At 56.2% G+C, this 7,028-nt stretch carries 5 protein-coding genes; 2 read left to right on the forward strand and 3 right to left on the reverse strand.

The window, feature by feature from the left end; translation table 11 throughout:
- Positions 1-287: 287 nt before the first annotated feature.
- Together ACILQA_RS08725 and ACILQA_RS08730 are read right to left on the reverse strand one after the other, a co-directional pair.
- Complete coding sequence (locus tag ACILQA_RS08725; protein WP_395629349.1) at positions 288-911, reverse strand: outer membrane lipoprotein carrier protein LolA; 624 nt, start codon at positions 909-911, stop codon at positions 288-290.
- Between the two features lie 64 nt (positions 912-975).
- Positions 976-3,300 carry a DNA translocase FtsK 4TM domain-containing protein gene (locus ACILQA_RS08730; RefSeq protein ID WP_395629350.1) on the reverse strand — a complete coding sequence of 775 codons (2,325 nt, stop codon included), beginning with the start codon at positions 3,298-3,300 and terminating at the stop codon, positions 976-978.
- A 165-nt stretch (positions 3,301-3,465) separates the two neighbouring features.
- On the opposite strand from ACILQA_RS08730, the gene ACILQA_RS08735 reads away from it, so the two are divergent.
- Entirely contained in the window at positions 3,466-4,689 is a 1,224-nt protein-coding gene (locus tag ACILQA_RS08735) for an FAD-dependent monooxygenase (RefSeq protein ID WP_395629351.1), read from the forward strand.
- Between the two features lie 7 nt (positions 4,690-4,696).
- Here the strand turns inward: ACILQA_RS08735 and ACILQA_RS08740 are convergent, their stop codons facing one another.
- Positions 4,697-5,365, reverse strand: coding sequence for an OmpA family protein (locus ACILQA_RS08740; protein ID WP_395629352.1), 669 nt, complete (start codon positions 5,363-5,365; stop codon positions 4,697-4,699).
- A 147-nt stretch (positions 5,366-5,512) separates the two neighbouring features.
- Between ACILQA_RS08740 and ACILQA_RS08745 the strand changes: the two genes are divergently transcribed.
- Entirely contained in the window at positions 5,513-6,850 is a 1,338-nt protein-coding gene (locus ACILQA_RS08745) for a hemolysin family protein (RefSeq protein WP_395629353.1), read from the forward strand.
- Positions 6,851-7,028 lie beyond the last annotated feature (178 nt).

Below are 7,028 nucleotides of genomic sequence, written 5' to 3' on the forward strand. Positions count from 1 at the left end.
TAAGAATATGGCCCTATATGCCAGAAGCGGCAGGGGCAAGTCGGTGAAGTGAAATCCATGCCAAAAAAGCAAAGCCCTCATCCCGGGGGCATTTGGGATGAGGGCTAAGCTTGCGTTCGTCACGCGGGTATCAGCGACGATGTAACGTCGTGGGCAACAGGGGGAAAACCACACGAACTCTCAATCGCTGACCATCAAATTATAGGACGACTTTCCTGTCGTTCACATGAACAAATACCTTCAGCTCGGCAGCTTGTCGGTCATCAGCATCGGTTCGTCGACCGATTTTAAGATTTCCGTCGGACAGGCCGTGGATCTTTCCACGAAAATGCGCTGTCGGCGATTGCGCCATTATACGTGACGTTGCTGAGTCGAATAGATGTACGATTGTTTTTGGAATCAAGCGCAACCCAGCCCGTCAGCGTCAATCCACCCGGCGCGCCGGGCTTGTTGACGAATATCATTGTAATGGTGCCATATTCAGGCCGCTTCGGGTCGCGCACTTCGACGCTGATGACATCATCGGTTGATGTCGGGACCAGTTTGCCAAAGCGCGCCAGATCCTTGCCCGGGTCAAGCAACGCGGCGAGCGGGCTATTACGGATTGGCCAGCGCTGCACTTGTTTGACTTCATAATCGACCATGGTCAGCGCGCGCCCATCAGCAACGATCAACAACGGCACATCTTTTTGATATTCAAATCGCACATGGCCGGGACGCTTGAGCAAAAGCCTGCCCGTTACCGCCCCGCCGTTGCGATCCGTCTGGGTGAAGTTGGCGGTCATGGTACCCACCGTCTTCATATGCGTGGTCACGCGCGCCATGCGTTCCGACTGCGATTGTGCGGTCGACGGCGCGGCTGCGATCAGGGTAACGGGCGCGAGCATTAAGACGTAATTTCGAAAGGTCATTCTGGTTTCCTTGGGAGGGGTTCAATCGCGGCTACGGCAACCGCCTTGAACGCCGTCTTAACGTCTAAAGCGGCTCGCCGGTGCGGTCACGAAGCACTTCACGGCGGCCAATATGGTTCGGCGCGGTGATGAAGCCGTCTTCTTCCATACGATCAATCAGACGGGCTGCGCTGTTATAACCAATCCGCAGCTGACGCTGAATCCAGCTCGTTGATGCCTTTTGGCTTTCAAACACGATCTGGCACGCCTTGCGATATTGCGCATCTTCCTCGTTGTCGTCGCCGCCCATGCCGCCAAAATCGAAACCGCCATCTTCGGGTTCTTCGGTCACCGCCTGAATATATTCGGGCTGCCCTTGGCCGCGCCAATGGTCTGCCACGCGGCGGACTTCATCATCGGAAACAAATGGACCGTGAATACGCGTCAGCCCGCGTCCGCCCGCCATATACAGCATGTCGCCCTTGCCCAGCAGCTGTTCGGCACCCTGTTCACCCAAAATAGTACGGCTATCGATTTTCGACGTCACATGGAAAGAAATACGCGTCGGCAGGTTTGCCTTAATGACGCCAGTGATAACATCAACCGATGGCCGCTGCGTCGCCATGATGAGGTGAATACCCGCGGCACGTGCCTTTTGCGCGAGGCGTTGAATGAGGAATTCGACTTCCTTGCCAGCGGTCATCATCAGGTCAGCGAGCTCGTCCACGATGATGACGATCTGCGGCATTGGCTCATAGGCCAAGCTTTCTTCCTCATATTGTGGCTGGCCGGTCATCGGGTCATAGCCAATTTGCACCTTGCGGCCCAATGGCGCGCCCTTGGCCTTTGCACCGCGGACTTTTTCGTTGAAGTTTGCAAGGTTGCGCACGCCCAGCGATGACATCATCCGGTAGCGTTCCTCCATCTGTTCAACCGCCCATTTGAGCGCGCGAATGGCTTTGGCAGGCTCGGTAACGACGGGGGACAACAGATGCGGAATATCGTCATAGCTGCTCAATTCGAGCATCTTGGGATCGATCATGATCATCCGGCACTGGTCCGGCGTCAGACGATACAGCAGCGACAATATCATGCAGTTAAGGCCGACCGATTTACCGGATCCGGTGGTTCCGGCGACCAACAAATGCGGCATCGGGGCGAGATCGGCGATGACGGGATCGCCCGAGATATTTTTACCCAAAATGATCGGCAGTGCACCCTTTTGATCGGCAAAGGCATCCGATCCGACCATTTCCTGAAACACCACAGCCTCGCGATGGGCGTTGGGCAGCTCAATACCCATGACGGTGCGGCCCGGTATCGTCGAAACACGCGCGGACAAAGCGGACATGTTGCGCGCAATATCTTCTGCCAGCTGGATCACGCGGCTGGATTTGATACCCGCTGCAGGTTCCAACTCGTACATTGTGACCACGGGCCCCGGACGCACCGCAACAATCTGTCCCTTAACGTGAAAGTCATCGAGGACCGATTCCAGCAAGCGCGCATTTGCTTCCAGCGCAGTTTTGTCGAGCTTTGGCACCGAAATGGCGGGCGGCGGATCCAGCAGATCAAGCGATGGCAAAACAAAGCTGCCAAAGAAATCACCCTGCCGCGCGCCGGTTGAGAACGCCGCTTTTTTCGGCGCCAGCGTGCGGTCTTCAATCACGGGGGGCTTGCGTAGTTCGGGCTCGACAGCCTTACGCGGCGGCTTTGGCTCGATAATCTGGGCAACATCCGAATCGTCTGCGTCAAACGCACCCAGATCGTTTTTGATGCCTGAAAATTTAGGCATGGCCAGCGTAGGAATACGGAACAGCGGGCGCTCAAGCTCAAGCGCGCGAATAACCAACGCTACGCCGCCACTTAAGCTGCCTAAAATCAGCAGAACACGTAATATAGTGCCAAGCACCCCCTGAATTTGGCCAACAAGTGCGACGGCGGCATTTGCCAACAACAAATTAATCGCGCCGCCCCATCCAGCGGGCAAGCCGATGTCGCTGCCGTGCTGCCAATAGGCCATGCCAAACCCGATCAGCAGCATGCCGCACAGGCATAATGTAAGCTGCCGTTTCCATTGCGGCTGCGGGACGGCACGCCACAAGCGTCGCGCAAATACCAGCATCAGCGGGAACAGGAAAATGGCCGGAACGCCAAAGAGAAACAGGACGATGTCGGACACATAGGCGCCGCTTTGGCCCATCCAATTGTGCTGCACATCTGCAGCCGCGCTGTTGAACGCCGCATCGCCAGCCGAATAGCTAAGCACCGCAAAGCCATAAAATACCGCAAACAGGCCAAGCACAGCCGCGCCAAACAAGGTGCTGCTGCGGATCAGCGACGCGCGCATCATATTCCGCCAATTGGCCATGTTCGTTTTTGACGTAAATTTAGAAATGCGCGAGGCCATGATTATAATGCCATATATGGGTGGCCGCCGAGGGCCGAACGCCCCCTTTTCGCTGTCGCTGGACTCGCCGTCAAGTATTACAGGTTGAAGATTGCTGCCAACGCGGATGGGCTACGGTCAAAATCCTCCTTTGAGTCCGCCCATCTGTTGCGGCATAAGGGCAATATGAATCATAAAGCAGACGTCATCATTATCGGCGGCGGGCTCATCGGGCTTACGCAAGCACTGGCATTGGCTGCACATGGCATCACCAGCCATGTCATTGACCGCGCCGATCAGGCGAGCATGTTGCAAGCAGGCTTTGACGGCCGCACTTTTGCCATATCGAGCTCGAGCTATAAACTGTTCGAAGCCATTGGACTGGGCGACGCATTGGCCGGAAAAGGCTGCCCGATTGAAAAGATTTGGGTGAGCGATAGCCTAAAGCCCGGATCGCTGGATTTCGCACCCGCCGAAGATGACGGCTTTCTGGGCCAAATGTTTGAAAGCCGCTTCTTGCGCGGCGTGTTGTACAATGCGGCGCTGGAAAGCGATGCGATCCAATTGCACATGCCCGCCAACATCACCCACAAATCACAGGATTCAGGTCGCGCCTCCGTGCATCTCGATGATGGCAAAGTTTTGACCGCTGATCTGATGATTGTTGCGGAAGGCCGGCAAAGCCAGACCCGCGAGGAAATGGGGATCAATATTGCGCACTGGCAATATGACCATAGCGCAATGGTCGGTGCGATCTTCCACGAACATTCCCACAACAACATTGCCTATGAGATTTTTTATCCGTCAGGCCCATTTGCCGTGTTGCCCATGTTGGATGCGGACGACGGACGGCACCGTTCAGCCATCGTCTGGTCGGTCGATGCCGCAGATGCGCCGGGATATATGAAATTGTCGCCGCGTGGATATGCGGCGGAACTGGAAAAGGCGATGGGCGGGATATTAGGTCAGGTGGAGATCGCCGCGCCTCTATCGTCTTACAAGCTTGGGTTCCACCATGCGGCCAACATCACGGCTGAACGCCTGGTGCTCATTGGCGACAGCGCGCATGGCATTCACCCCATCGCGGGTCAGGGGCTGAACCTTGGCCTGCGCGACGTTGCGGCGTTGACCGAAGTATTAGTCGACGGGATGCGGCTTGGTCTGGATTTTGGCGATGCGCAGTTGCTCGATCGCTATAGCCGGTGGCGCAGCATTGATACGTTGCTGATCGCGGTATCGACCGATGGCTTGAACCGCCTTTTTTCCATTCCCGGCAAAGCCGCGTCGGCGGTCCGGCGGTTCGGAATGGCCATGGTGCAGCGCGCTGCCCCGGCCAAGGCATTTTTCATGGCCGAGGCGCGGGGCGAAAGCGGCGCGCTACCCAAATTGCTTCAGGGTGTTGCCGTCTAAATTCGCATTAGCCCTGGGTCACGGGCACAAGACGGATTTCGACACGGCGGTTCGCCGCGCGACCGGCCTCGTCCAGATTGCTCGCCTTTGGCTGGCTTTCACCATAACCACGCGTGGCAAGACGCGCGGACTGAACCCCACGCGAAGTTAGATAGCTTGCAACAGCCGACGCACGGCGTTCCGATAACGACTGGTTATAGGCATCCGACCCCGTAGAATCGGTATGGCCCATGACGTCGACATAGGTTTTTTCATATTGCGTCAGCGTCGATGCAACCTGATCCAGCGTATTGCGGAAACCCGCATCGATATTCGCGCTATCGAGGCCAAAGGTCACTTCGGAAGGCATATCGAGGACGAGATTGTCACCATCGCGAATAACGTTGATACCCGTGCCTGCAGTTTGCTGACGCAGCTTTCTTTCTTGTTCGTCCATATAATAGCCAACGCCCGCACCGGCCAAAGCGCCAATACCTGCGCCGACAATCTTTTCCGTGCGATCGCTGCGGCCGCCGATAAGGTCGCCAAGCAAATATCCACCCAATGCGCCGCCAACGCCACCAAGCGCAGTCTTCGAAATCGTGCGCTGGCCCGTTTCCGGATCGGTCACACATGCCGATAGCGGCAGCATGGCGGCCATCAGCGACAGTGTTATCAATTGATTCTTCTTCATCATTTTCCCTTTCAGCTAGGATGCCCCATAAGCGACACCCATGATGAACCTGCGATTATCATTGGCTGGGTTGCATCCGTTGATGATAACAGATTTTGCGGCATTTTGTTGCCAAAGCGCTGGCGTTGGCCCTATGGGAATCTGGTCCCTATGGAACCTCTTCATCCTTTCCCGTGGTTTGATGCCGCAACGATATTGGCTCTCATTGCCCTGAACGGTGTGTTTGCCATGTCTGAGCTCGCCATCGTTTCGGCACGCACAGCGAAATTAAAGGCGATGGCGGAAGACGGAAAGCGCGGCGCGGCGGCCGCCCTTCGGTTGGGGCGAGACCCGGGCAAGTTTCTATCCACCGTGCAAATCGGCATCACACTCATTGGTATTATCGCCGGTGCGTATTCCGGATCGACGCTGGGTGGGCCAGTTGCCGAACGCATCGCACTTTTGGGCATTGGTAAAGAATGGGCCGAAACTTTGGGTTTCGGAATTGTCATCAGCATCACGACCTACGCATCCTTGGTGGTTGGCGAGCTGGTCCCCAAGCAATTTGCGCTCATTGCGCCTGAGAGAATCGCCGTCACCATGGCGGGCCCTATGGAGATGCTGGCACGCGTGACCGCGCCGATTGTCTGGACCCTTGATAAATCCAGCGCGACCATATTCCGCGCACTTGGGCTGCGTCGCGATACCCGTGACGCACTGAGCGCCGAAGAACTGCGTATGGTGTTCGCCGAAGCCACCCATGCAGGCATCATTGAAGAGCATGAACATAAGGTCATTGCAGGCGTGGTGCGGCTAGCCGATCGTCCGGTGCGTGAAGTCATGACGCCACGGACCGACGTTGACCGTATCGCAGCCGACGCATCGGAAGATGATGTCCGCGATTCGCTGTTGAACTCGCTGCACACGCGGCTACCCGTCACCGGCGAAGATGGTGACGATATCATTGGCGTTGTCCAATCACGCGATATTGTTGCGGCACAGATTCGCGGCGAGAGTCTGGATATCCGCAGCTTGATGCGTCGCGCCGAAATCATTCCTGATCAACTTGACGCCATGGATGCACTCGAAATCCTGCGTTCGTCCGATGTGCCTATGCTGCTTGTCCATGATGAATATGGGCATTTTGAAGGAATCGTAACGCCGAACGACCTTTTGGCGGCGATTGCGGGCGAATTTGCATCTGATCAGGCGCAAGGTAGCGCGCCGAACATCATCACATTGGACGATGGATCGATGCTCGTCTCGGGCGCAATGTCCGCCGACGCAATGGCAGACGCGCTGTCGATTGATCTGCCCGAAGACCGCGATTATGCAACCGCAGCGGGCCATGTCCTGCACATCTTGCGGCACTTGCCCGTAGAGGGCGAATCCTTCCGCGACCAAGGTTGGCATTTTGAAGTTGTGGATATGGATGGCCGGAAAATCGACAAGCTCCGCGTCCGACTTGCAGAAAAAGCAACTCGAACGGACGCAGTTGAGGGCTTGTGATTGCACAAACGCTTGGTTAGGGCGTTTGGCAGATATGGAATTACACGTCACGACGACAACAGGATATTGATATGGCCGATTTCTTCCTCCCAAAGAACAGCAAGGTCCAAAAGGGCACTGTTCACGCCGCGAAAACCGACGGGAAAGTCAAGAAATTCAAGGTATATCGTTACGATCC

Source organism: Sphingorhabdus sp., from assembly GCF_044239005.1.
Lineage (GTDB): Bacteria > Pseudomonadota > Alphaproteobacteria > Sphingomonadales > Sphingomonadaceae > Sphingorhabdus_B.